Below are 24,186 nucleotides of genomic sequence, written 5' to 3' on the forward strand. Positions count from 1 at the left end.
TTTCGCGCCGAAGGTGGCCCCCCGGGGGGGCCCTTCGGCGCGAAACGGGTAGCGCGGTAGCCTGGCCGCGACGAAATCGGAGGACTGGGATGCCGCCACCCCCCGCGACCGCCCGAGGGCCCGGCGCGGCCGACGCCGGACCGCGTGCCCCGGGCGCCCGGGAGGCCCGACCGGCCCGTCCGGAGCAGGTCCAGAGCCGCTTCTGGCTCGTGAACCTCTACCGCTCCGGCCTCGGCAAGAAGTACGTCATGGCCCTCACGGGCGTCGTGCTCATGGCGTACCTCCTCCTGCACATGCTCGGCAACCTCAAGCTGTACTTCGGCCGCGAGTCGATGAACGAGTACGCCGACTGGCTGCGGCTCTTCGGTGCCCCCGCGGCTCCCGAGAGCTCCATGCTGTGGGTCGTGCGCGCCGTGCTGCTCGTGGCTTTCGTGCTCCACATCGTCGCCGCCTACCAGCTCACACGGATGAACCTGCGGGCGCGTCCACGCCGCTACGCGTCACGCCGGGACTGGGTGGCCGCCGACTTCGCCGCCCGCACGATGCGCTGGTCGGGCGTCATCGTGCTCCTGTTCGTGGTCTTCCACCTCGCCGACCTCACCTTCGGCGTCGCCAACCCCGACTTCCACCGCCACGACGTGTACGGCAACGTCGTCGCGAGCTTCCAGCGCGTGCCCGTGTCGCTGTTCTACATCCTCGCGAACCTCGCGCTCGGGCTGCACCTCTACCATGGGGCGTGGAGCCTGTTCCAGTCGATGGGCTGGAACAACCCCCGCCTCAACCACTGGCGCCGCAACTTCGCCATCGGCTTCTCGGTGCTCGTGGTGGGGGGCAACGTGAGCTTCCCCGTGGCCGTGATGACCGGCCTCGTCTCCTAGCGACCGGGAGCTGTCGACCTATGGACCGCGACGTGCGACTCGACGCGAGGGCGCCCTCCGGTCCGCTGCCGGAGGCGTGGGACGACCACAAGTTCAGCCTCGAGCTCGTAAACCCCAACAACAAGCGCAAGTTCGACATCATCATCGTCGGCACCGGTCTCGCCGGCGCGTCGGCGGCCGCGACGCTCGGTGAGCTCGGGTACAACGTCAAGGTCTTCACCTTCCACGACTCGCCGCGGCGCGCCCACTCCATCGCGGCGCAGGGAGGCATCAACGCCGCGAAGAACTACCAGGGCGACGGCGACTCGATCCACCGGCTCTTCTACGACACCGTCAAGGGCGGCGACTACCGGGCGCGGGAGGCCAACGTCTACCGCCTCGCCCAGGTGAGCCTCGACATCATCGACCAGTGCGTCGCACAGGGCGTGCCGTTCGCCCGCGAGTACGGCGGACTGCTCGCCAACCGCTCGTTCGGCGGGGCGCAGGTGTCGCGGACCTTCTACGCCCGCGGGCAGACCGGCCAGCAGCTGCTGCTCGGCGCCTACCAGGCGATGGCCCGCCAGGTCGAGGCGGGCTCGGTGACCCTCTACCCCCGCGCGGAGATGCTCGACGTCGTCGTGGTCGACGGGCGGGCGGCCGGGGTGGTGGTCCGGGACCTGCTGACGGGCCAGATCACGAGCCACTCCGCCCACGCGGTCGTGCTCGGCACGGGCGGCTACTCCAACGTCTTCTACCTGTCCACGAACGCGAAGGCGTCCAACGCCACCGCGGTGTGGCGCGCGCACCGGCGGGGGGCGCTGTTCGCCAACCCCTGCTTCACCCAGATCCACCCGACCTGCATCCCGGCGAGCGGTGACTACCAGTCGAAGCTCACGCTGATGAGCGAGTCGCTGCGCAACGACGGGCGCATCTGGGTGCCGGTGGACCCCGACGACACCCGTCCCCCCCACGAGGTGCCCGAGGACGCGCGGGACTACTTCCTGGAACGCAAGTACCCCGCGTTCGGCAACCTCGTGCCGCGCGACGTCGCGAGCCGCAACGCGAAGGTCGTCATCGACCAGCACCGGGGCGTCGGTCCCCTGCGCAACGGCGTCTACCTCGACTTCTCCGCCGCGATCGGTCGCCTCGGTCCGGACCGCATCGCCGAACGGTACGGCAACCTCTTCGCGATGTACGAGCGCATCACCGGGGAGGACCCCTTCGAGGTGCCGATGCGCATCTACCCGGCGCCGCACTACACGATGGGCGGCTTGTGGGTGGACTACCACCTCATGACGACGATCCCGGGGCTCTACGCCATCGGGGAGGCGAACTTCTCCGACCACGGCGCAAACCGCCTGGGGGCCAGCGCGCTCATGCAGGGCCTCGCCGACGGCTACTTCGTGCTGTCCTACACGATCGGGGACTACCTCGCCCCGCTGCTCGGCGAGCGGCCCGTACCGACCGACCATCCGGCCTTCGTGGAGGCGGAGCAGGGCGTGCGCGAGGGCGTGCGCCGGCTCCTCGACGTCAAGGGGAGCCGCACGGTGGACTGGTTCCACCGCGAGCTCGGCAAGATCATGTGGGACCACTGCGGCATGTCGCGCAACCGCTCGGGGCTCGAGAAGGCGCTCTCGGAGATCCCGGCGCTGCGCGAGGAGTTCCGCACCGACGTCCGCGTCCTCGGCGAGAACGAGACGTTGAACCAGTCCCTGGAGAGGGCGGGACGCGTCGAGGACTTCTTCGAGCTGGCCGAGCTCACCTGCCGCGACGCCATCCACCGGGAGGAGTCGTGTGGCGGCCACTTCCGCGAGGAGCACCAGACCGAGGACGGCGAGGCGCTGCGCGACGACGCCCGCTTCTCCTACGTGGCGGCCTGGGGCTGGGGCGGCGCCGGCGGCGCGCCGACCCTGCATCGGGAACCCCTCGAGTTCAGGTACGTGAAGCCGACGCAGAGGAGCTACAGGTAGATGGCCGCCGGCGGCGAGCTCGACCTCACCCTCCGCGTGTGGCGCCAGGAGGGGCCCGATGCCCCTGGGCGGTTCGAGACCTACGAGGCCCGGGGCATCAGCGAGCACGCGTCGTTCCTCGAGATGCTCGACGTCGTGAACGAGCAGCTCGTCCTCGCCGGCGAGGAGCCGATCGCCTTCGACCACGACTGCCGCGAGGGGATATGCGGCTCGTGCGGCATGATGATCGACGGGCAGGCGCACGGGCCGCAGCGGGGCACCGCCACGTGCCAGCTGCACATGCGCCATTACGCGAGCGGCGACGTCATCACCGTCGAGCCGTTCCGCGCGGCGGGGTTTCCCGTCATCAGGGACCTGGTCGTGAACCGCAGCGCCCTCGACCGCATCGTCGAGGCCGGCGGCTACATCTCGGTGAACACCGGCAGCCCCCAGGACGCGAACACCATCCTCGTGCCCAAGGAGGACACCGACCGGGCGATGGACGCCGCGTCGTGCATCCAGTGTGGCGCGTGCGTCGCCGCATGCCCCAACGGCGCCGCCCAGCTGTTCACGTCGGCGAAGCACGCGCACCTGTCGGTGCTGCCCCAGGGCCAGCCGGAGCGCTACAGCCGCGCCACGAACATGGTCGATGTCATGGAGCAGTACTTCGGGTCGTGCACGAACATGGGCGAGTGCGAAGCGGCGTGCCCGAAGGAGATCTCGATCGACTTCATCGCCATGCTGAACAAGGACTACCGCAGGGCCCGCGTCCGCGGCCGCGCCGCACGGCGTTAGCGGGTCGAGGATGGCGCAGAGAGCCGTGACCCGCCGTCGGCCGGCGGTCAGAAGCCTTCCGGCGGATCGAACAGCTCCATGTCGCCGAAGTCGGTGACCTCGTCGTCGGGCGGAGGGGCGATGTCCACCTCGACGCCGAAGTCGTACAACTCCATGGTCACCGTGGCGGTGCCCTGCGGCTGGGCCATCGGCGCGTCGCCAGGAGCACCGTCGGGGGTCTCGGGGACCTGCATACGGGAAAGGTCCATCTCGTAGGTCATCCGCCGCAGCAGGCCGTCGTCGTCGATCCACACGACCACGGGAAGCTCGTCGGTGCCGAGCATCTCGACGCTGCGCCGGGCCTGCTCACGGTGCTCCTCGGCAAGCTCGTCGACCGCCTTGTTCAGGTCGACGGTTCCCTCGTAGCGGGTGGTGTCGACGTCGCGGACCTCCTCCCGCCCGACCTCGGTCACGTCGTCGGACACCCCGCGGAGGTAGTCGAGCGCCTCCGAGGGGTTCTGCGTTCCGGCGGACCCGCCGAAGCCGCCTGCAGCGCTGCCGAGCTCGGCCGCGTCAATGCGGATCCAGGGCGTCGGGGCATCGGGGATCGGCAGCTGGGTGTAGAGGACGGTGCCGTCGGCGATCATCGTGATGGCGCCCTCGCCGTCCGCCCCCTCGGGCATCCCCGGCATCTCCATGCGCAGCTCCGCCCGGTTGTTGACGAAGTCGATGACCCCCTCGCTCGACAGGGTCATCGAGAAGCCCTCCGACTCCTGGGCGAAGGTCATGGCGATGCGGGCCGTCCCCGCCTCGGCCGTGTGCTCCGCGGCTGCCGCCACCGCCTCCCGCGGCCCCGGACCTTCGGTCCCACAGCCGGTCACGAGCAGCGAAAGAAGCGTGAGCCCGGCGATCAGTCGTCGCATGCAGCATCACTCCCTCGACAGGCCCTACCCAGATCCGAGGTTACGAACCTCCCGCATGCTCGGCGAGCAGCTCGGCGATGACCGCGTGCCCCGCGTCGCTCGGATGGAGGCGATCCTCGGCGATGAGCCCCTGCACGACCGGGTCGGCAAGGCCCTCGGGGCCGTTGAAGGCGGCGTGCACCGGCGCCACGGTCATGCCGTGCTCGGCCGCCGACCGCCGGATGTGCTCGTTCACCCGGTCGAGGAACGGCTGTAGGCGCTCGTAGAGGCCGAACGCCCGTAGCGGCGCGACGAACGGGTTGTACAGGTCCATCGTGATGAGGACGGTGTCCTCGGCCACGAGTCGGTCGACGGCGACGACGATGGCGTCCCAGTTGGTTTGGAAGGCGTCGACGGCATCGTGCAGGCAGTCCTCTCCACTGCACTCACCCGCAAGGAACTGTGCCTGCGCGCGCAGCAGGTCGTTGCCGCCGATGTCGATCGTCACGACGTCGGCTCGCGTGAGCGCGTCGGCGAAGCGGGGGTCGCCCTCCAGCGCGGCGAGGAGGTCGGCGCTCGTCCAGCCGTCACGCGCGAAGTTCGTGAACCGCACCGACCCACCCCCGTCGGCCCGCAGGTGGTCGGCGTAACGCTCCGCATAACCCCGCTGAGCGCCTGCCCCGGTGGCGAGCGAGTCACCGACCGCCACGTACCGTGATGGACGTGGGGGGTCCTCGGCCGGAGGTGCGACCGCTTCACGGACCGGCGCGCACGCGGCCACGGTTGCCAGCACGACGAGCACCGGCAGGGCGAGGCGTGTCACTCGGCGCCTTTCTGGTTGACGGCAGCCGGCCAGGGTAGATGCCAATGCGGACGGACGCCGACGGCGACAGGAACTGGCGACATGGCAGACATCGGCGGAGAGCTCACCCCCTTCGAGGCGGTCACGCTGTTCTTCCACGAGGTGGCCGACACGGTGGGGATCGACGACCAGACCCGTGAGGTGCTGTCCGGCACGTACCGCGAGATCCGCGTGCAGATCCCGCTGCGACGGGATGACGGCACGGTCCAGACCGTCTACGGCTACCGCGTGCAGCACAACGGGGCCCGCGGGCCGTACAAGGGGGGTGTCCGCTACCACCCCCACGCCGACCTCGACGAGGTGCGCGCGCTCGCCGCGCTCATGACGTGGAAGACCGCTATCGTCCAGCTGCCCTTCGGCGGCGCCAAGGGCGGCATCCAGGTCGACCCCGGGGAGCTGTCGTCCGCGGAGAGGGAGCGGCTCACCCGCCGCTACATGGCGCAGGTCTCCTACATCGTCGGCCCCAACCGGGACATCATGGCGCCGGACATGAACACCAACGCGCAGACCATGGCGTGGATGATGGACGCCTACGGGCAGCGCGCCGGCCACACCCCGGCCATCGTGACGGGCAAGCCCGTGGAGCTCGGCGGGTCGCTCGGCCGCGACGCCGCCACCGGGCGCGGGGCGGTCATGGTCCTGAACGAGGCCGTCCGGGACATGGGCCGTCAACCGGAGGACCTCACCGTCGCGGTTCAGGGGTTCGGCAACGTCGGCTCCTGGGCGGCCCGGCTCGCGGCGAACACCGGCTACCGGGTCGTGGCGGTGTCCGACGTCAACGGCGGGATCTCCGCACCGCGCGGGCTGAACGTGCCCGACCTCATGGCGCACGTCCGCGAGTCCGGGTCGGTGGTCGACTACCCCGACGGGGAGGCGATCCTCAACGAGGACCTCCTCGAGCTCGACGTCGACGTGCTCATGCCCTGTGCGCTCGGCGGCGTCATCACGAAGGCGAACGCCGACCGGGTCCTCGCCCAGGTGGTCGTCGAGGGCGCCAACCATCCCATAACCCCCGACGCGGACCGTATCCTCGAGGAGCGCGGGATCACTGTCCTGCCCGACATCCTCGCCAACGCCGGGGGGGTGACGGTGTCCTACTTCGAGTGGACGCAGAACATCCAGCAGTTCCACTGGGACGAGAACCGGGTGAACAGCGAGCTCGGAAAGCACATGACCCGCGCCTACCAGGAGGTCCGCGACCACGCGAGGATGCACGACACCGACCTGCGCCACGCCGCCTTCGCCATCGCGGTGGACCGGGTGGCCACGGCGGCCCACCTCCGCGGTTACGTGTAGGAACCGGGGCCGCTCACCGCCCGCGCGCGCGGGCGAATGGCTCACCGGAACACCGTCCGGCGGTAGTAGCGCAGCTCCTCGATGGACTCGCGGATGTCCGCCAGCGCGCGGTGATCGCCTTCCTTGGCGGGCCGGGCGGCGTAGACGTCGGGATACCAGCGGCGCACGAGCTCCTTCACGGTCGACACGTCGACGTTGCGGTAGTGCACGTGGGCCTCGAGCGTCGGCATGTACCGGCGCAGGAACATGCGGTCGGCGGAGATGGTGTTGCCGGCAAGCGGTGCCGAGCGCGGCTTCGGCACGTGGGAGCAGACGAAGTCGAGCACCCGGGCCTCCGCGTCGGCCACGGTGAGGTCCGACGCCCGGACCGCTTCGGTGAGCCCCGACTTCGCATGCATGTCCCGCACGACATCGGCCATCGCGTCGAGGGCGTCGTCAGGCGCGTGGAGCACGAGCTGCGGGCCCTCGACGACCGTCGCGAGGGTCCCGTCCGTGACGATCGCCGCGACCTCCACGATGAGGTCGCGCTCGGCGTCCAGACCGGTCATCTCGAGGTCGATCCACACCAGCGGGTTGTCCATCAGGGCTCCTGCCGCTCGATGAGCTCCAGCCAGCGGGTCTCGGCTGCGTCGATCTCGGCAAGCACCGTGGCGAGCTCCGTGCCGGCGCTGGCCGCGCGCGCGTAGTCGCCCCCGGCGCGCTGGACGGTCTCCTCGAGGGCGGTCCTTCGCCCCTCCAGGTGGGGGATGCGCCGCTCGAGGGCGGCGAGCTCCCGCCGCTCGGCGTAGGACAGCTTGCCCGGTCGCTCGCCGGTGCGCCCCGACGCCGGCACGCGGTCGGGCGGCGGCGGGCGGCTGCGCCTGCGCTCGGCCGCCTTTGCCAGCTCGCGTTCCCGGTAGGCGCTCCAGCCGCCAGGATGGTGGGCGACCGACCCGTCGGGCTCGATGGAGAAGACCTGCTCGCACACCCGGTCGAGGAAGAAGCGGTCGTGCGTGGCGACGACGAGCGCCCCCGCCCACCCGTCGAGGAACTCCTCGAGGACGGCGAGCGTGTCGAGGTCGAGGTCGTTGGTCGGCTCGTCGAGCAGCAGGAGGTTGGGGGCGGTGGCGAGCACCCGCAGCAGCTCCAGGCGCCGGCGCTCACCGCCGGACAGCTCGGAGACGTGCGCCTTCTGCGCTTCGGGGGTGAACAGGAACCGCTCGGCGAGCTCGGCCGCGGACAGGGTGATCCCCTCCACGGTGTTCGTCTCCCCCACGACCTCGCGGACCGCGTCGAGCACCCGGGTGCGCGGCGGCAACGCCGGCGCCTCCTGGCCGTACACCCCGGTCACCACCGTGTCGCCGACGACGACCTTGCCCTCGTCGGGCTCGAGCTGGCCGGCGATGAGGCGCAGCAGCGTCGTCTTGCCGGAGCCGTTCGGGCCGACGATGCCGATGCGGTCGTCCGGCGCGAGCTTGTAGTCCACGCCCCGAAGGACCACCGTGTCGCCGAAGCGCTTCCCGACGTTGTGGAGGTTGACGACCTTGCCGCCGATCCGCCGCGACGGCAGGCCGATGCTGAGCTCGTCGCGCGTCGGCTCCGGTCGGGCCGAGATGATCTCGGCCGCGCGCTCCACCCGGAACTTCGCCTTCGACGTCCGCGCCTTCGGGCCGCGGCGCAGCCAGGCCAGCTCGACGCGGGCGCGGCCCCTGCGCTTGCGTTCCCGTGCCGCCGCCTGTTCCTCGCGGGTCGCGCGCGCCTCGAGGTAGTCGGCGTACGAGCCGGGGGAGACGTGGAGGGCCGCCCGGTGCACCTCGACGACGCGGGTCGCCACCCGGTCGAGGAGGTAGCGGTCGTGGGTGACGAGCAGCAGCGCACCGCGCCACGCCCGCAGCTCCCGCTCGAGCCACTCGATGACGTCGACGTCGAGATGGTTCGTCGGCTCGTCGAGGACGAGCAGGGAGCCGGCCGCGTCGGCGCCCTCGGGCGACGCCGGCTGCGCGAGCGCCCGCGCGAGGGCGATCCGCTTGCGCTGCCCGCCGGAGCGGACGCCGACCGGACTGTCGAGATCGGCGACCCCGAGCCGGTCGAGCGTGGCGCGGGCGTGCGCCTCGCGCTGCACGTCCGCCCGGTCGGTCAGCGGGTCGAAGCCGGCCGGGGTGGCGAGCACGACGTCCAGGGGGGTGGCCGCCGCGTCCATCACCGGGTCCTGGGGCAGGTAGCCGACCCGCACGGCGTTGCCGAGCACCACGCGTCCCTCGTCGGCGGTCTCGGCGCCGGCGACGAGACGCAGCAGCGTGGACTTCCCGCTGCCGTTCGCGCCGATCACGCCGATCCGGTCCCCGTGGGCCACACCGAGGGTGACCCGGTCGAGCACGACCTTCTCGGCGTGGCGTTTCGTGACCGACTCAAGGCTCGCGACCGTCACGGTTTGAAGAACCCGACCCGCTCGCGGACCGCGACCATGGTCGTGGCCGCGACCTCCCGTGCCCGGTCGGCGCCCTTGACGAGGGCCTCCTCGACGGCGGGGCGATCGTCGCACAGCTCGGCGTAGCGGTCACGAACCGGGCGCAGGACCCCGTTGACCGCCTCGGCGAGCTCCGCCTTGAAGTCGCCGTAGCCCTTGCCGACGAAGTGCGCCTCGAGGTCGGCGACGTCCTTGCCGGTCACGGCCGCCATGAGGTCGAGCAGGTTGGTCACCCCCCGCTTGTCGGGTGCGGCCCGTACCTCCGCGCCGGAGTCGGTCACCGCCCGCTTGATCTTCTTGCGGGTGGTCGGCTCGTCGTCGGAAAGCAGGATCGTCCCGGTCGGCGGCAGCGACTTCGACATCTTCTTGTCGTCGTTCTGCAGGTCCATGACCCGCGCGCCCGTCTTCGGGAAGGTCGCCACGGGAACGGTGAACGTCTCACCGAAGTGGTGGTTGAAGCGCTGAGCCACGTCGCGGCACAGCTCGAGATGCTGGCGCTGGTCGTCGCCGATGGGCACCTCTTCGGCCTGGTAGAGCAGGATGTCGGCGGCCTGCAGCACCGGGTAGGTGAACAGGCCGGCGGTGACCGACTCGCGGCCCTCGGACTTCTCCTTGAACTGGGTCATGCGCTGCAGCTCGCCCATCGTCGCCACGCAGTTCAGGATCCACGCGAGCTCGCTGTGCTCGCGCACGTGCGACTGCACGAAGACCGTCGCCACGTCGGGGTCGAGCCCGCAGGCGAGGAGCCACGTGGCGACGTCGGCCGTGCGCGCGCGCAGCTGGGCGGGCTCGTACGGCACGGTCATGGCATGGAGGTCGACGACGCAGAAGAAGTGGCCGGGCTGCTGGTCGCGAGCCCACCGCGACCACGCGCCCAGGTAGTTGCCGATGTGCGGTGCGCCCGTGGGCTGCACGCCGCTCAACACCCTCGCCACCGTCCGCCTCTCCTCGTGGGTCGACGCCGCTCGCCCGCATGGTACGGACGAGCGGCGTTCGTGTCAGAGGCGCGGCGTCAGGTCTCGGCGCCGGCCGTGGCTCGCGACTGGATCTCGCTCACGATGTCGGCGTTGGCGAGCGTCGTCACGTCACCGAGCGCGCGGCCCTCGGCGATGTCGCGCAGCAGGCGGCGCATGATCTTGCCCGAGCGGGTCTTCGGCAGGTCCTCGGTGAACAGGATGTTCGCCGGGCGGGCGATCTTGCCGATGCGCTTGGCGACGTGCTCGCGCAGCTCGGCGGCCAGCGCGTCGTCGCCCTGCTGGTCGCCCTTCAGTGTCACGAAGGCGGCGATGGCCTGGCCGGTGGTCTCGTCCCGGCGACCGGTCACCGCCGCCTCGGCCACCGCGGGATGGTCGACGAGGGCGCTTTCGATCTCGGTGGTCGACAGGCGGTGGCCGGACACGTTCATGACGTCGTCGACCCGCCCGAGCAGCCAGATGTGGCCGTCGTCGTCGAGCTTCGCGCCGTCACCGGCGAAGTAGACGTCCTCGCCGAAGCGCGACCAGTAGGTGTCGCGATAGCGCTGGTCGTCGCCCCACAGCGTCCGCAGCATCGACGGCCAGGGCCGCTGGAGCGTGAGGTAGCCGCCGCCGCCCGGCTCGACGGGCTTCCCGCCCTCGTCGACGACGACCGCCTTGACGCCCGGGAAGGCGCGCATCGCCGAGCCCGGCTTCGCCGCGGTGATCCCCGGCAGCGGGGTGATCATGATCGAGCCGGTCTCCGTCTGCCACCAGGTGTCGACGACGGGGCAGCGCCCGCCGCCGATGTGCTCGTGGTACCAGACCCAGGCCTCCGGGTTGATCGGCTCTCCGACGCTGCCGAGCAGGCGCAGCGACGACAGGTCGTGCGCCGCCGGATGCTCGGTGCCCCACTTCATGAACGAGCGGATCGCCGTCGGTGCGGTGTACAGGATCGTCGCCCGGTACTTCTCGATGATCTCCCAGAACCGGTCCTTGGCGGGGTAGGCGGGAGCCCCCTCGTACATCACCGAGGTCGCCCGGTTGGCGAGCGGGCCGTAGACGATGTAGCTGTGGCCGGTCACCCAGCCGATGTCGGCCGCGCACCAGTAGATGTCGCTGTCGGGCTTGAGGTCGAACACGAGACGGTGCGTCGCGGACACCTGGGTGAGGTAGCCCCCGGTGGTGTGGACGATGCCCTTCGGCTTCCCGGTCGTGCCCGACGTGTAGAGGATGTAGAGGACGTCCTCGACGTCCATCGGCTCCGGCGGGCACTCGGTGGAGGCGCCCTCGACGAGGTCGTGGTACCAGTGGTCCCGACCCTCGGTGAACGGCACGTCCTCCCCGGTGCGCCGGACGACGATGCAGCGGTCGATGTTGTCGGTGTTGCGCATCGCCTCGTCCGCGGACTCCTTCAGCGGCACGATCTTGCCGCCCCGGTAGGACCCGTCGGCGGTGATGAGCACGTGCGAGTCGGCGTCCTCGACGCGGTCGACCACCGAGTTGCTCGAGAAGCCCGCGAAGATCACCGAGTGGGGAGCGCCGATGCGCGCGCACGCGAGCATCGCGACGGGCAGCTGGGGGATCATCGGCAGGTAGATCGTCACCGGGTCGCCCTTCCCCACGCCGAGGCCCTTCAGGGCGTTCGCGAAGCGGGCGACCTCGTCCCGCAGCTCGGCGTAGGTCAGCGTGCGGGTGTCACCCGGCTCGCCCTCCCAGTAGTAGGCGATCTGGTCGCCGTAGCCGTCCTCCACGTGGCGGTCGAGGCAGTTGTCGGACACGTTGAGCTGCCCGCCGACGAACCACTTCGCATGCGGGGGGGTCCACTCGCAGACGGTGTCCCACCGCCTCATCCAGCGCAGGCGCTCGGCATGGGAGACCCACCAGGCCTCCGGATCGCGTTCGGCCTCCTCGTACACCGACTCATCGGCGACGAGGGCGCTCGCCGTGAAGTCCGCCGGCGGCGGGAAGGTGCGGCCCTCGCGGTAGAGGTTCTCGATCGCTGGCTCGGACATGAGACGCGCTCCTGGCTCGAGGTGTAGCGGCTCGGGTCGTGCCGGAGCCTACCCACGATCAGGTCTCGGGGATCGGGTTCGCCCTGGGCCCGCGGGCTCGACGTTCACCGTCGTCGATCTAGCCGACCGGTGCGGGTCATAGGCGACCGGGAGTCCTGGTGAGGTGTCGGCCCCCCGCCCGGTCGGGGAAGATGACCTCGACCCGATGGTTGCGAGGAGGCTGTGCTGTGACCGCGACGCTCGATGACCTGCTCAGCCGACTCGAGCGCCTGCTCGAGGAGGCCGAGCGCACCGAGGAGCCCGTGCGGGGGATGGTCTTCGAGCTCCTCGACGGCGTCGACGCCCTCCACCGTGCCGCGCTCAAGCGGCTCGGCCGGGTCCTCGGTCCCGACGAGGTGACGCACCTGCGCGACCGCGATCCCGCCGTCGCCTGGCTCTTCGACGCCTACGCGGTCGGCGTCGACGAACACGCCGCCGCCGAGGCCGCCCTCGAGTCCGTGCGGCCCTACATCGCGTCGCACGGCGGGCGCGTCGAGGTCGTCGAGGTGAACGAGGGCGTCGTGCGGCTGCGGATGGCCGGGGAGTGCGCCGGCTGCAGCGCCTCGGCGATCACGTTGCAGGAGGGCATCGAGACCGCCCTGCGCGAGGGCTTCCCCGGCTTCGCCCGCGTGGAGGTGGCCGAGGACGACGCCCCACCGCATCCCCCGCCGGGCGCGACGCTGCTGCAGCTCATGCCCCGCCCGGACTAGGCGGGCGCGTTGGCAGACGACGCCGCCCTCGAAGAGCTGCGCCGCCGGCTGCGCACCTACACCGCCGAGCGCTTTCCCGTGCAGCACGCGACCACCCAGTTCCACCTCGGGTCCGTGCTGCTCGGCCAGGGCCGGGCAATGGGGGCGGCGGCGGCCCTGCGCGTCGCCGTGCGGCTGTTCGCTCCGCTGCCGGCCGAACGTGCGAAGGCGGAGAACCTGCTGGGCGCCGCGCTGCGCGCCGGTGGCCGCCACGCGGAAGCGGCCGAGACGTTCGCCGCGGCTGCGGCGACCTTCGCCGCGGAGCACCTCGTGGCCGAAGAGGGCGCCGCCCTGCACAACCTCGGCCTCGTCCTTGGCGAGCAGGGCCGTCCCCGGGAAGCCATCGACGCGTTCACCCGGGCACTGGACCGCTTCGACGCCGAGCGGCTGGCGCCCCGTGCTGCCGCCTCGGCCCGCGAGCTCGGCGGCGCCCAGCTGGCCGCGGGCGAGGTCCCCGCAGCCGTCGCCACGCTCCATCGGGCGGTCGCGCTCGCCGAGCGCACGGGGGACCAGCCGAGCCTCGGCGCGGCGGCGAACACCCTCGGTCTCGCCCACCTCGCGAACGGCGCCGCCGCCGCGGCCGCGGCGGCGTTCCAGACCGCGGCCGCAGCCCACCCTCGCGGGGTGCGCCCGGACGGGTACGCGATGGCGAAAGCCAACCTCGCTCTGGCCTACGAGCGCGCCGGCGACGCGCCCCGGGCCCGGCTCGCGGCGGCCCAGGCGCTCGGCGTGCGGCCCGCCCCTCCCCCGCCGGTCGCAGAGCAGGCGACCGGCGTTCTCGACCGGCTCGGCGCCCCGGACGGCGACCTCGTCGCCGTGCTCGACGCCGAGCCCGCCGACCGCTGGCCGAGGGTGCTGCGCGACGAGGTGGCCAGGTGGGTCGACGCCGACCCGCCCGAGCGGCGTGAGGCCCTCGGCGCCTGGATCGACGGCCAGCTCGCCCGGGAGGGCCGGGGCGCCGACCTCGCCGCCGCCTGGCTCGGCGTGCTCCTCGAGCGCTCCCCCGAGCAGCTCGAGCGCGTCGCCGCGGACACGCTCGCCGCCCTCGCGACCCGCGACGAGCCGGCGCGCGACCGTTTCCGCAACGACGTCGGGCGGGCCATGGTGCGCTTCCACGAGCCGCAGCGGCTGCGCCTGAAGGACACGTTCGACCGGATCGCCCAGGCCCGTGGGGAGGAGGCGCCGTGGGGGTAGACGCTCCCCAGGACCTGTCGGGCGAGGCGGTGCGGGCCGCGCTGCCCGGACGGGCGAGCCGCGCGTTCCCCGCGTTGCTGTCGACCGAGGCGGAGGCGCGGTCGTGGGCTCGCGCCGGCGCACCGCGGGGGGCGGTCGTCGTGGCGGACTACCAGGCGGCGCCACGCGGGCGGGCCGGCATGCCGTGGGAGGTGCGGGCCGGCGAGGGCCTCGGCTTCTCGCTCGTCGTGCGCCAGCGCCTGCCGGCGGAGCGCGAGGGGTGGCTCTACACCGCGGCGACATGCGCGCTCGCCGACGTGGCGGGCAAGGACGCCGCGATCCACTGGCCCGACGTCGTGGATCGCGGCGTGGCGGGCCGGCGGACCGCCGCCGTCGCGGTGCACGCGGCACTCGACGCGGCAGGGGTCGAGTGGGCGGTGCTCACCGTCCTCGTCGAGGGGGCGCGACCGCCGCGGGCGGGGCTGCTCGCCGAGACGGTGGCCGCGATCGAGCACCGGTGCGCGAGCGCGTCAGGGGCGGTCCTCGCCGACTACGTCCCGCGGTGCGCAACGCTCGGTCGCACCGTCCGCGCCCGGCTCGTGCCGCTCGGCCCGAGCGGGCCCCAGGTCACCGGGGAGGCCGTCGACTGCCTCCCGGACGGGGCCCTCGTCCTCCGCACCGCGAAGGGCAGCCGCGTGGCCGTTCGCCCCCAGCACCTCGGCGTGCTCGAGGACGCCGAGGCCGCGCCGGGCCAGCCTCAGTAGCGGTCCTCGACCGCGTCGACGGCCCCGAGCCGATCGAGCTCCTCGATGAGCGTCCACCAAAGCGCCCAGTCGACGTTCGACATCGCGTCACCGGTCTCGCCGCCCGTGACCGCCGCGCGCAGCCGGTCACGGCAGCGGAAGGTCGCCCCCCAGCGGCCCTCGTCATCGAGGACCGCTAGCTGCCCGAGCAGCTCGCGCATCGCGTCGACCGCCGGTGACGGCTCGGCCGGCTCCCCGGCCAGACGGGCGCGCAGCTCGTCGGCGAGCTCGAGCACCGGAGCCCGGCGGACCTCCGCGCAGACCATCGCGCACACCCGGTCGAGCACCGCGCGGGCGGGTGGTGAGAGCTCCTCGGACGGCCCGGACACCGGGGCCGGCTCCACCTCGATCGTGAGCGTCCGCGGCGGCAGGACTCCGAGGCCCCAGCCGACCTCGACGACGAGGTCGATGCCCACGTAGCCCGTCACGGCGTCGCCGACGGCGACCTGCACGTCGGCGGGGTCGAGCTCCAGCCGCCTGATGCGCCGGCGCTCGACCGTGCCCGGCTGCCGCCCGCGCGGCGTCGCGCCGACCAGCACGAGCGTGTGCGGGCGCACGTCCTCGAGGCGCTGAGCGACCGCGACCGCCCCGTAGTGGAGCTCCTCCACGAGGACGTCGTGACCGAGGTCGCGCCCCGCCAGGCGCTGCACCACCACGCGCCCGAAGTCGAGGTCGCCCTGGTAGAGCTCACCGACACCCCCGACGAGCGTCGTCACCCCCACGTCCTCGTCTCGGCGTTCACCGTGGGCATTATCGCTACCGGCGCTGCCGGAGGGGTTGGAGGCAGCCGGGGTCAGTCGACCGTGCAGGCGCAGGTGTTCACCTCCCGGGTGATCCTTCCCCGCCCGGTGTCGACGTGCGTCGTGCACGGCATGCACGGGTCGAAGCTGCGCAGGGCCCGCAGCACGTCCACGGATGTGAACCGCGACGGGTCGGAGATGTCCTCGAGGATCGGGGTGTTCATGACCGCCTGCTCGTAGGGCCCGGGCTGGTCCCACGGATCGCGCGGCGAGGCGTTGATCGTCGAGGGGGTGATGATCTGGTAGTTGTCCATCACGCCCTCGTTGAGCGAGACGAAGTGCGTGAGCCACCCGCGCCCGGCGCCCCAGAAGCCCGCGCCGAGGGCGGGTCCGTCGGGGATGTGCTTCGGCAGGTCCTCGGCGCGGACGGCGGCGACGCGCTTCTCGCCGTTGCGCATGAGGTCGTAGGCCTGGAGCACGCTCGCGAGCGACACGAGCTGGCTGAACAGGTAGTGGTACGCCCGGCCCCGGTTGCGCTCGAAGGCGTTCCACACCTCGGGGACCCGCCACTCGAGCTCGACCTCGGGCGTGAGTCCCTTCGGCACCCGCATGCGCAGGCTCGTGCCAGTCGCCTCGATGAAGTCGTTGGCCGGCTGCTTGCGCGCCATCGCGGTGAGGAAGAGGCGGGCGTAGGCCCCGGCCTCCATGACCTTGCGGTCCCATCGCGGCGCGGTCGACCAGGTGTACTTCTCCTTCCAGCTGCGCTCCCCGGGCTGCGGCAGCGTCCGCTTGTTCCACGGGTGGTACGGGCTGATCGGGTTGCCGGCGGGGTCGGTGTCGTACGGACCGGTCTCCCACGGCTCGTACCAAGCGCGCTCGACGAACTCCTCGAGGCCCATGCTGAGGTCGGTGAGCCGCGTGGTGACGAGCTCGCCGTCGACGATCGCGCCGGGGGTGGACCACCGGCGCTCGCCCCACTCGTTCGCGTTCTTGTAGGTGGCGTCGTAGGCGTAGGGGTCGTCCCAGAAGCCCGTGTCGATGAGGTTGACGGGAAGGGCGCCGACCTGCTTGTAGCGCTCGTCGCAATCGTAGAAGAACTCGGTGATGTCGTCCCAGATCGCCACCATACGCTGGGCGTAGTCGAAGATCTTGCTGAGGCGCGAGTGGAACTCGTTGAGCGTCTGCAGGGTGATCGTCGACGACACACCGCCCTGCACGATGCTCTCCGGATGCGGGTACTTGCCGTGGAGGAGCAGGAACTGCTTGCGCGCGATGCGCGTGAAGTCGAGCCCCTCCCGGTAGAGGGACCCGGTGAGCGGGTTCAGCGCCGTCATGAGCTCGGCCATCGTGGAGAACCCGTGGCTGTCGACGCCGACGCACTTCCACGACTCCGCCTTCTTCCACAACCACGGCGTCGTCGCCTTCACGACCGCCTCGCAGTAGTCGGGACCGGCGAGCAGGTAGAGGTGAAGGGGGTTGTCGTAGCCCATCTCCGCGGCTTCGCCGAGGTTGCGGACGACCGTGCCCATCGGTGGGGGCGCGAGACCCATCGCCATCTCGGTGGCGTACGCGGCAGCGTGCGCGTGCACCCCCCCGCAGACCCCGCACGCCCGCGACGTGATGAAGGTGGCGTCACGGGGGTCGCGGCCCATCGCGATGACCTCGTACCCACGGAACAGCGGTGCCTGCGAGCGGGCGTCGAGGACGCGGCCCTCCTCGAGGTCGACGGTGACGTTCAGCGCCATGGCGCCGGCGATGCGGGTCACCGGGTCCATGTTCATCTCCTTGATGTGCCCGTTGCGGGCCATCAAGCGGTGGATGTCCTCCTCGCGCTCGGCGTCGGTCTTGCCGGCGTCGGGCTTCGTGGCAGCCACCGAGTACGGGTCGGGGATGCCGCCACGCAGCGTCGCCTTGCCATTCGCGTCGAAGTCGATGGGCAGGTTCTTGAAGCACATGGGCTAACGCTCCTCTCCGCCCGGCAGCACCCTTTCCAGGGCCGGGTCCTCCCGCTGCGTCCATTCGCCGCGCTTGCCGCGGGGTTGATGGTCGCCGCGGGACCGGTCGTCGGAGCGCCGCAGGCGGTCGTAGAACTTGTGGCCGAGCCGGTCGACGATCCCCGGCTCGCTCTTCGCCGGTGCCCATCCGCTGGGGACGTCCTCGTGGAGGTCCCAGCGCATCTCCCGGTTGAGGTGCTCGTTCGTGAACAGCCGCAGCGGTCGGATGACGCCACCGAGCAGCCGGGAGGCGCTCGTCGAGGCCTTGGACCCCGGCGGGGTCTTCCAGCGCGGCGTGAACTTGTCGGGGAAGCCGGGCATCGTGCAGCCGACGCAGGGCGCGCCGGCGTTCATGCAGCCGCCGACGTGCTCGACCATGCCGCGCGAGGTGATGTTGCAGTTCACGACCGGCCCCCAGCAGCCGATCTCCACGAGGCAGTTGGGGTCGCCGAACTCCTCGGCGAAGCTGCCCTCCTCGTAGTAGGCGCCCCGCACGCAGTGGCGGTGCACGGTCTCGGAGAACAGCCACGCCGGTCGGCCGAGCTCGTCGAACTCCGGCAGCGGCCCGAAGCCCTGGAGGAAGTAGAGGATCGCTGCGACGGTCTCGTTGAAGTTGTCACCGATGGGGGGGCAGCCGGGCACGTTCACGACGGGCAGGCCGAACGCGCTGCGGTAGCCCTTGCCGAGGAAGTCCATGAGGCTCATCGCGCCGGTCGGGTTGCCGTGCGACGCGGGGATCCCACCCCACGTCGCGCACGTGCCGATGGCGAGCGCCGCCGCCGCGCCCGGGGCCATCCTCGCGATCCACTCCTCGGCGGTCACCGTGCGGTGCGCGCCGTTCGGCCCCCACGGCGCCTCGCCGTTGCCGGCCCAGTGCCCACCGGTCTCCATCGCGAGGGTCTCGTCGGTCATCGAGCCCTCGAGGATGATCGCGTAGGGCGCGTCGAGCTCGCCGTTGACCGCCCGCACGGCCGCCGCCGCGTAGTGCGACCCGGACTCGTGGTTGATCACCGGATGGTGCAGGACAATCCGCGGCAGGCCGGGATGCGTGCCGAGGAGCAGGCTCTCGAGCGACGGGGTGGTCGCGCCGGTGACCGACACCGAGCACCCGTCGCAGCTCATCCCGGCGAACCAGAACACGTGGATCTTCTCCAGCGGCCCGAGCCGGCTCTGGGGACCGCCGGTGGCGACCGGCGCGAGCAGGTCCTCCATGTACGTGCGCGCGGGCAGCCCGAAGTCGCCGATCTCGTCGAAGTCGAAGGACCCCTCCACGGGGCCCAGAGCGTCGAGCAGCCGCTCCGCGGGGGTCTTCTGCGACTGGCCGTTCGCCTTGCTGTTGCCGCCGGGCGTCATCTCCGCTGTGCGGCGTGGCATGGTGCCTCCCGTCTCGTATGGTCGTCACCGGCGAGGTACCCGCGCCGCCGCACCTATATGCGCTCGACAACGACCGTGCACCGCACACGACGCCACGTGGCCCCTGGGGCGCCCGCAGGTGGCAGGCGCCGATTCAGCGCTCGCCACGGTCCGCGCCCGGGACGGCGACGCCGGCGAGGGAGTCGGGCTCGCGAACCACGGAGTGGATGCCCCGCGTGCAGGGACGCCCCGGTTGACCGACGGGGTTCGCGGCAATGACACCGCCCGACGGCGTACCCCCGAGCGTCCGGCAGGCAGGTGCACTCCAGTGACCGTTCCCAACTCTCCCATCCCGCGCTTCCACCTCGCCGTGCCGGTCGACGACCTGGCCGCCGCGCGCCACTTCTACGGCGAGGTGCTCGGCCTCGAGCAAGGCAGGAGCGCCGACGTCTGGATCGACTGGAACCTCCAGGGGCACCAGCTCGTCACCCACCACGCGCCGGGGCCCTCCGAGCGGATCCACAACCCCGTCGACGGCCACGACGTCCCCGTGCCGCACTTCGGGCTGATCCTCACCATCCCGGAGTTCCACCGGCTCGCCGACCGACTTCGCGAGGCGGGCACCGTGTTCGTCGTCGAGCCCTACGTGCGCTTCGAAGGGCGGCCCGGCGAGCAGTGGACGATGTTCCTGCTCGACCCCGCGGGCAACGCCCTCGAGTTCAAGGCGTTCGCCGACGACTCCCAGGTCTTCGCCGTCTGACAAGGCGGCGTTCCGACCCCCCGCAGCGGTGGGTAGGGGGGCCGGGGACCGTGATCCCGTCGGGCCTGGACCGTGATGCCCTGACGCACGCAGGCGCCGTCCGGCAGCAGCGCCGACGCGAAGACCAAGGAGACGTCATGGACTACACGCACCTCGGCCGCAGCGGGCTCGAGGTCAGCCGTTTGTGCCTCGGGACGATGAACTTCGGACCGCAGACCTCCGAGGAGGACTCCCACGCGATCATGGACGCCGCGCTCGGACGCGGCATCAACTTCTTCGACACCGCCAACGTCTACGGCTGGCGCAAGGGGGAGGGCTGGACCGAGCAGATCATCGGTCGCTGGTTCGCCCAAGGCGGCCAACGCCGCGACAAGACCGTGCTCGCCACCAAGGTGTACGGGTCGATGAGCGACTGGCCCAACGACACGTTCCTGTCCAAGCGCAACATCGTCGCCGCGTGCGAGGGGTCGCTGCGCCGCCTGCAGACCGACTACATCGACCTGTACCAGATGCACCACGTCGACCGGAGCACGCCGTGGGAGGAGATCTGGGAGGCGATGGAGACCCTCGTCGCGCAGGGAAAGGTGCTCTACGTCGGCTCGTCGAACTTCGCCGGCTGGCACATCGCCCAGGCGCAGCAGGCCGCGCGCGCCCGCCACTTCATGGGGCTCGTCAGCGAGCAGTCGCTGTACAACCTCGCCGAGCGCTCGGTCGAGCTGGAGGTGCTGCCCGCCTGCGAGGGCTACGGCATCGGCGTCATCCCGTGGAGCCCGCTGCATGGCGGGGTTCTCGGCGGGATCCTCCGCAAGGAGCGTGAGGGCCGCTCGGCGTCCGAGCGCTCCCAGCGGCGACTCGCGCGCATCCGCGACCAGGTGGAGCGCTACGAGGCCCTGTGCGACGACCGCGGGGAGGACCCCGCCGACATGGCCCTCGCCTGGCTGCTGTACCAGCCGGCGGTGACCGCGCCGATCATCGGCCCGCGCACGATGGAGCAGTTCGAGGGCAACCTGCGGGCCCTCGACGTCACCGTCGACGACAAGACCCTCCAGCAGCTGGACGAGATCTTCCCCGGGCCCGGCCCGGCGCCCGAGGCGTATGCATGGTGACACCGACGCGGCTCGTGAGCAAAGCAACTTCGCCGGGTGGCGCGCTGCCTCATCGTCGATGACGTGGCGCCTGCCCGAGCGGAGCTGCGCTACCTGCGCGCCGCCCGCGCCGCCCAGGCGACCCGCAGCCGCCTGCGGGGTCAGGCGTAGTCGTCGTCCTGGATACGCACGAGTCCCTCGAGCTCGTCGCGTGCGGTGTCCCGGTCGTGCTCGCTCGCCTCGTCCTGGTCGCGGCGCTCGCGTGCGAGGCGGCGGACGTCTTCCGGGTCGATGCCCTCGTCGGCCAGGGCGCGCAGCTCCTCGTCGTCGAGCTCGAGCTCGGGTTGGTCCGCCAGGCGGCGGCGCACCCGCTCCCCGCGTGTGGGCTCCGTCGGTCTGCGGCGTTCGCGTCCCATGGCGCTACACCAACGCGTCGACGTCGGCTTGCTTGGTCCGCACCGCGTCGGCGGCCGCCGCCAGGGCGGCGCGCTCGTCGTCGGTGAGGTCGAGCTCGACGATGTCGGTGACGCCGCCGCGTCCCAGCCTGGCGGGGACGCCGAGGTAGACGTCGGACAGTCCGTACTGCCCGGTGACCCACGCACAGACCGGCATCATCTCGTTCTCGTCCTTCGCGATCGCCTCGACCATGCGCGCCGCCGCGGAGGACGGCGCGTAGTAGGCGGACCCCGTCTTCAGGAGCGCAACCACCTCGGCGCCGCCGTCGCGCGTGGCCGCGATGAGCTCGTCGAGCGCCGCCTCGTCGAGCACCTCGGTGACGGGCTTGCCCTCCACCGTCGTCTGCGAGGCCACGGGGACCATCGTCTCCCCGTGGGAGCCGAGGGTGAGGGCGGTCACCGCCGTCGGGGCGACGCCGACCCGTTCCGCGATCTTGTCGGCGAAGCGCGCGCTGTCGAGCATGCCCGCCTGCCCCATCACCCGCTCGGACGGGAAGCCGGAGACCTTCCAGAACAGCGCGGTCATCTCGTCGAGCGGGTTGGACACGACGATCACGACCGCGTCGGGTGAGGCATCGGCGACGTCCCGCGCGACGCCGCCGACGATCTTGGCGTTGTCGGTCAACAGGTCCATGCGGCTCATGCCGGGCTTGCGAGGCTTGCCGGCGGTGACGACGACGATGTCGCTGTCCGCCGTGGCGGCGTAGTCGTTCGTGCCGGTCACCTTCGTGTGGTGGCCTTCGATCGGGCGTGACTGGTTCATGTCGAGCGCGAGGCCCTGCGGCAGCCCCTCGACGATGTCGACCATGACGACCTCGTCCGCGTAGTCCGCCTCGGCGATGCGCTGGGTCGTGGTGGAGCCGTACTTGCCGGCCCCGACGACGGTGATCTTCACGATGTGCGCTCCTTGCACCTTGTGCGGCCCGCGGATGGCGAGCCTACCCCGCTGCCGCTCCCCCACCAACCACGACACGGCCATCCGGGCTCGTTTGGCGAGCCTGGCGACCGGACAGATTCGCACCACGATGACAACCGTGCCTAGCACTGAGCGCGGCTTTGCGCGCGTGGCGCTGGTCGGCGGCGTTCTGGCCGGCATGCTGCTCATCGGCAGCATCGTCGCGTGGTTCGCGGCCGGGCCGTTGATCGCCTTCGCCGCGAGCACCGTCGAGGTGACCGGGGATCCCGAGACCGACCTTCCGGGGCTCCGGGAGCGGTCCGTGGTGCGGGCCGCGGACGGGACCGCGCTCGCGGTCCTCGCCGACGAGTTCGACCGTGAGGCTGTCCCCCTCGACCGCATTCCCGAGCACGTGCGCCACGCGGTGCTCGTGGCGGAGGACCGCCGCTTCTACGAGCACGACGGCTACGACGTGAACGCGATCTTCCGCGCGGCCCTGGCCAACTTCCGGGCTGGCGGGGTGGAGCAGGGCGCGTCGACGATCACCCAGCAGCTCGCGCAGATCAACTTCCTCACCGGTGAGGAGACCATCCGCCGCAAGCTGGAGGAGATCTCCGTCGCCCGGGCGCTCGAGGGTGAGTACAGCAAGGACGAGCTGCTCGAGCGCTACCTCAACCAGGTCTACTTCGGGGCCGGCTCCTATGGGGTGCAGGCGGCCGCGCAGCAGTTCTTCGGCGTCCTCGTCGAGGACCTGACCGTCGAGCAGGCGGCGCTGCTCGCCGGGATCATCCGCTCCCCCGGCGCGCTCGACCCCCGGTCCAACCCCGAAGGGGCCCAGCGGCGCCGGGACATCGTGCTGCAGGCCATGGCCGACGAGGGCTACCTCGACGCAGCCGAGGCGCGTCGCCTCCGCACGGCGCCGGTCGAGGTCGTGCCGCCGCGCGACCGGTCGCCGGAGGAGCCCTACGTCATCGAGGCGGTCAAGCGGGAGTTCTTCAACAACGAGACGTTCGGCGAGACGGTGGAAGAGCGTATCGAGCTGCTCTTCCACGGCGGGCTCAACGTGGAGACGACCGTGGTGCCCCGGCTCCAGCAGGCCGCGGCCGAGGTCGTCAACGCGGCCTTCCCCGACTCGACCGGACCGACGGGCGCGCTCGCGGCGATCCATCCCGTGCACGGCGGGGTCCTCGCGCTGCACGGCGGCAAGGACTTCGACGAGGTCCAGTTCGACCTCGCCACGCAGGGCCGTCGCCAGCCCGGCAGCGCGCTCAAGCCGGTCACCGCCGCGTCCGCTCTCGAGCAGGGCATCCCTCCGACCACCCGGCTGCGGGGCGACGGGCCGGCGAGCTTCGACGTCCCCGGAGCGGTCGAGCCGTTCGTGGTCGAGAACTTCGAGGGCAGCAACCATGGCAGGGTGACCATGCACGAGGCGCTCGTGGCGAGCGTGAACACCGCGTTCGCCCAGCTCATCCTCCAGAGCGGCGTGGAGGAGACGGTCGACCTCGCCGGAAGGCTCGGCATCAACATCGACAGGGCCTTCGGCCCGCGGGAGACCTGGGGGCCGGCCATCGTGCTCGGGGGGCTGACCCACGGGGTCACCCCGCTGGAGATGGCCTCGGTGTACGGCGTCTTCGCCAATGAGGGGATCCACGCCCAGCCCTACCTCATCCACCGGGTCACCAACCCGCAGGGCGAGATCCTCTACGAGCGCGAACCCGTCGCCGAGCAGGTGCTCGACCCGGCGGTTGCTGCGGCCATGGTCGACATGCTGACCGACGTCGTCGACCGCGGAACCGCCACACGGGCGCAGCTGCCGGGTCTGCAGCCGATCGGCAAGACCGGAACGAACGACGACCGCGCCGACGCGTGGTTCGTCGGCGCGGTGCCGGTGCTGTCCGCCGCCGTGTGGGTCGGCCATCCCGAGGCCCAGGTGCCCGTGCCCGGCCTGACCGGGGGGTCGGTGCCCGCCGAGGTGTGGCGCCAGTTCATGGAGCGGGCGCTCGACGGCGTCGACGTGCCGCCGTACGCCGCGGACCAGATCGACCTCGACGCCCTGCCCTCACCCGCCCCCGACCCCGACGACGAC

21 protein-coding genes are annotated in these 24,186 nt (G+C 71.7%); 10 read left to right on the forward strand and 11 right to left on the reverse strand.

What is annotated here, in order from left to right:
- Positions 1 to 89: 89 nt before the first annotated feature.
- Genes VM324_12750 through VM324_12760 form a run of 3 tightly spaced genes read left to right on the forward strand, consistent with a single transcriptional unit; the run spans position 90 to position 3,601 of the window.
- Positions 90 to 878, forward strand: coding sequence for a succinate dehydrogenase cytochrome b subunit (locus tag VM324_12750; GenBank protein HVM00153.1), 789 nt, complete (start codon positions 90 to 92; stop codon positions 876 to 878).
- A 20-nt stretch (positions 879 to 898) separates the two neighbouring features.
- Positions 899 to 2,827: a fumarate reductase/succinate dehydrogenase flavoprotein subunit gene (locus VM324_12755; protein ID HVM00154.1), complete on the forward strand. Its 1,929-nt coding sequence runs from the start codon at positions 899 to 901 to the stop codon at positions 2,825 to 2,827.
- On the forward strand, positions 2,828 to 3,601 hold the full coding sequence (locus tag VM324_12760; protein ID HVM00155.1) for a succinate dehydrogenase/fumarate reductase iron-sulfur subunit: 774 nt from the start codon (positions 2,828 to 2,830) through the stop codon (positions 3,599 to 3,601).
- 47 nt (positions 3,602 to 3,648) lie between these two features.
- Here VM324_12760 and VM324_12765 read toward each other — a convergent pair whose 3' ends face one another.
- Together VM324_12765 and VM324_12770 are read right to left on the reverse strand one after the other, a co-directional pair.
- Positions 3,649 to 4,503, reverse strand: coding sequence for a hypothetical protein (locus VM324_12765; GenBank protein HVM00156.1), 855 nt, complete (start codon positions 4,501 to 4,503; stop codon positions 3,649 to 3,651).
- A gap of 40 nt (positions 4,504 to 4,543) precedes the next feature.
- A complete protein-coding gene (locus VM324_12770) occupies positions 4,544 to 5,305 on the reverse strand; it encodes a GDSL-type esterase/lipase family protein (GenBank protein HVM00157.1) in 762 nt (253 codons plus the stop codon).
- 81 nt (positions 5,306 to 5,386) lie between these two features.
- Here VM324_12770 and VM324_12775 point away from each other — a divergent pair, with 81 nt between their 5' ends.
- Positions 5,387 to 6,640, forward strand: coding sequence for a Glu/Leu/Phe/Val dehydrogenase dimerization domain-containing protein (locus VM324_12775; protein HVM00158.1), 1,254 nt, complete (start codon positions 5,387 to 5,389; stop codon positions 6,638 to 6,640).
- 41 nt (positions 6,641 to 6,681) lie between these two features.
- Here VM324_12775 and orn read toward each other — a convergent pair whose 3' ends face one another.
- From orn to acs, 4 genes are all read right to left on the reverse strand, one after another.
- The gene (orn, locus tag VM324_12780) at positions 6,682 to 7,221 is read right to left on the reverse strand and encodes an oligoribonuclease (GenBank protein HVM00159.1); all 540 of its coding nucleotides are present in this window, start codon (positions 7,219 to 7,221) and stop codon (positions 6,682 to 6,684) included.
- Entirely contained in the window at positions 7,221 to 9,047 is a 1,827-nt protein-coding gene (locus VM324_12785) for an ABC-F family ATP-binding cassette domain-containing protein (GenBank protein ID HVM00160.1), read from the reverse strand. Before VM324_12785 ends, orn begins: the two co-directional genes overlap by 1 nt.
- The gene (trpS, locus tag VM324_12790) at positions 9,044 to 10,021 is read right to left on the reverse strand and encodes a tryptophan--tRNA ligase (protein HVM00161.1); all 978 of its coding nucleotides are present in this window, start codon (positions 10,019 to 10,021) and stop codon (positions 9,044 to 9,046) included. The genes VM324_12785 and trpS overlap by 4 nt, the downstream gene beginning before the upstream one ends.
- Before the next feature lie 77 nt (positions 10,022 to 10,098).
- On the reverse strand, positions 10,099 to 12,054 hold the full coding sequence (acs, locus tag VM324_12795) for an acetate--CoA ligase (protein ID HVM00162.1): 1,956 nt from the start codon (positions 12,052 to 12,054) through the stop codon (positions 10,099 to 10,101).
- Positions 12,055 to 12,281: 227 nt separating this feature from the next.
- On the opposite strand from acs, the gene VM324_12800 reads away from it, so the two are divergent.
- Genes VM324_12800 through VM324_12810 form a run of 3 tightly spaced genes read left to right on the forward strand, consistent with a single transcriptional unit; the run spans position 12,282 to position 14,779 of the window.
- Positions 12,282 to 12,803, forward strand: a complete 522-nt coding sequence (locus tag VM324_12800) for a NifU family protein (GenBank protein HVM00163.1) — start codon at positions 12,282 to 12,284, stop codon at positions 12,801 to 12,803.
- 9 nt (positions 12,804 to 12,812) lie between these two features.
- Complete coding sequence (locus tag VM324_12805) at positions 12,813 to 14,036, forward strand: tetratricopeptide repeat protein (protein HVM00164.1); 1,224 nt, start codon at positions 12,813 to 12,815, stop codon at positions 14,034 to 14,036.
- The gene (locus tag VM324_12810; protein HVM00165.1) at positions 14,027 to 14,779 is read left to right on the forward strand and encodes a hypothetical protein; all 753 of its coding nucleotides are present in this window, start codon (positions 14,027 to 14,029) and stop codon (positions 14,777 to 14,779) included. Before VM324_12805 ends, VM324_12810 begins: the two co-directional genes overlap by 10 nt.
- On the opposite strand, the gene VM324_12815 is transcribed toward VM324_12810, so the two are convergent.
- The 3 genes from VM324_12815 to VM324_12825 form a co-directional block, all read right to left on the reverse strand.
- Entirely contained in the window at positions 14,773 to 15,534 is a 762-nt protein-coding gene (locus tag VM324_12815) for a hypothetical protein (protein HVM00166.1), read from the reverse strand. The two genes, VM324_12810 and VM324_12815, sit on opposite strands and share 7 nt — an antisense overlap.
- Positions 15,535 to 15,611: 77 nt before the next feature.
- A complete protein-coding gene (locus tag VM324_12820; GenBank protein ID HVM00167.1) occupies positions 15,612 to 17,513 on the reverse strand; it encodes a nickel-dependent hydrogenase large subunit in 1,902 nt (633 codons plus the stop codon).
- A 3-nt stretch (positions 17,514 to 17,516) separates the two neighbouring features.
- A complete protein-coding gene (locus VM324_12825; protein HVM00168.1) occupies positions 17,517 to 18,926 on the reverse strand; it encodes a hypothetical protein in 1,410 nt (469 codons plus the stop codon).
- A 307-nt stretch (positions 18,927 to 19,233) separates the two neighbouring features.
- On the opposite strand from VM324_12825, the gene VM324_12830 reads away from it, so the two are divergent.
- Positions 19,234 to 19,665 (forward strand): VOC family protein, encoded by a 432-nt coding sequence (locus tag VM324_12830; GenBank protein HVM00169.1) that lies wholly within the window; start codon positions 19,234 to 19,236, stop codon positions 19,663 to 19,665.
- A 137-nt stretch (positions 19,666 to 19,802) separates the two neighbouring features.
- Entirely contained in the window at positions 19,803 to 20,771 is a 969-nt protein-coding gene (locus VM324_12835) for an aldo/keto reductase (GenBank protein ID HVM00170.1), read from the forward strand.
- Between the two features lie 140 nt (positions 20,772 to 20,911).
- On the opposite strand, the gene VM324_12840 is transcribed toward VM324_12835, so the two are convergent.
- Together VM324_12840 and mdh are read right to left on the reverse strand one after the other, a co-directional pair.
- On the reverse strand, positions 20,912 to 21,166 hold the full coding sequence (locus VM324_12840; protein HVM00171.1) for a hypothetical protein: 255 nt from the start codon (positions 21,164 to 21,166) through the stop codon (positions 20,912 to 20,914).
- Between the two features lie 4 nt (positions 21,167 to 21,170).
- Complete coding sequence (mdh, locus tag VM324_12845; GenBank protein HVM00172.1) at positions 21,171 to 22,184, reverse strand: malate dehydrogenase; 1,014 nt, start codon at positions 22,182 to 22,184, stop codon at positions 21,171 to 21,173.
- Positions 22,185 to 22,239: 55 nt separating this feature from the next.
- Here mdh and VM324_12850 point away from each other — a divergent pair.
- Positions 22,240 to 24,186: transglycosylase domain-containing protein (locus tag VM324_12850; GenBank protein ID HVM00173.1), on the forward strand; the 1,947-nt coding region annotated here is incomplete at its 3' end.

The organism is Egibacteraceae bacterium, assembly GCA_035540635.1.
GTDB lineage: Bacteria > Actinomycetota > Nitriliruptoria > Euzebyales > Egibacteraceae > DATLGH01.

Bases quoted from the DNA above. Each gene is read 5' to 3' on its own strand.
- VM324_12825 (HVM00168.1), bottom strand. From the start codon at position 18,926: ATGCCACGCCGCACAGCGGAGATGACGCCCGGCGGCAACAGCAAGGCG.
- orn (HVM00159.1), bottom strand. From the start codon at position 7,221: ATGGACAACCCGCTGGTGTGGATCGACCTCGAGATGACCGGTCTGGAC.
- VM324_12760 (HVM00155.1), top strand. From the start codon at position 2,828: ATGGCCGCCGGCGGCGAGCTCGACCTCACCCTCCGCGTGTGGCGCCAG.
- mdh (HVM00172.1), bottom strand. From the start codon at position 22,184: ATGGCCGTGTCGTGGTTGGTGGGGGAGCGGCAGCGGGGTAGGCTCGCC.
- acs (HVM00162.1), bottom strand. From the start codon at position 12,054: ATGTCCGAGCCAGCGATCGAGAACCTCTACCGCGAGGGCCGCACCTTC.
- VM324_12765 (HVM00156.1), bottom strand. From the start codon at position 4,503: ATGCGACGACTGATCGCCGGGCTCACGCTTCTTTCGCTGCTCGTGACC.
- VM324_12750 (HVM00153.1), top strand. From the start codon at position 90: ATGCCGCCACCCCCCGCGACCGCCCGAGGGCCCGGCGCGGCCGACGCC.
- VM324_12775 (HVM00158.1), top strand. From the start codon at position 5,387: ATGGCAGACATCGGCGGAGAGCTCACCCCCTTCGAGGCGGTCACGCTG.
- VM324_12840 (HVM00171.1), bottom strand. From the start codon at position 21,166: ATGGGACGCGAACGCCGCAGACCGACGGAGCCCACACGCGGGGAGCGG.
- VM324_12820 (HVM00167.1), bottom strand. From the start codon at position 17,513: ATGTGCTTCAAGAACCTGCCCATCGACTTCGACGCGAATGGCAAGGCG.
- VM324_12835 (HVM00170.1), top strand. From the start codon at position 19,803: ATGGACTACACGCACCTCGGCCGCAGCGGGCTCGAGGTCAGCCGTTTG.
- VM324_12755 (HVM00154.1), top strand. From the start codon at position 899: ATGGACCGCGACGTGCGACTCGACGCGAGGGCGCCCTCCGGTCCGCTG.